1 protein-coding gene is annotated in these 380 nt (G+C 63.2%); it reads right to left on the bottom strand.

Annotated elements, in window-relative coordinates; translation table 11 throughout:
* Positions 1-95: 95 nt before the first annotated feature.
* A partial coding sequence (locus tag RM590_RS35835; protein WP_311708986.1) for a helix-turn-helix domain-containing protein occupies positions 96-380 on the bottom strand: 285 nt, incomplete at its 5' end.

The following is a 380-nucleotide window of genomic DNA, read 5'->3' as shown; positions in this document are numbered from 1 at the left end:
ACCTGGGAGCGGACTGCGCCGGTTCGGTAGGTGATGGATCCAGACATGACCGCAGTCTGCCGACCTCCGCGGCGGATGTATTGAACAAAATTGACCTATGGCTCAAGCGCGATGTGGTCGTCCTTCGCGACGTACCCGCTTCGGCGTAGTTGCTCGGCGGGTGTCATCCCGGAGAATTCCTGGAACTCCCGGATCATGTGTGACTGGTCGGCGTATCCGTGCTCGGTGGCGAAGATGGACCAATGCGGCGCTGACAGTGCCCCGGAGACGGCGTCGTGTGCGTGCCGGAACCGCTGCAGGCGGGCAAACCGATTGGGTGGCATTCCGACCTGGGTCGTGAACAGCTGGATCAGCCTGCGGTGGCGGAAGCCGACTTCGCG

The organism is Streptomyces litchfieldiae, from assembly GCF_031845365.1.
In the GTDB taxonomy this organism is placed as follows: domain Bacteria; phylum Actinomycetota; class Actinomycetes; order Streptomycetales; family Streptomycetaceae; genus Streptomyces; species Streptomyces litchfieldiae.
The sequence above is the reverse complement of the archived record's forward strand: the minus strand, read 5'-3'. Positions and strand labels throughout refer to the sequence as shown.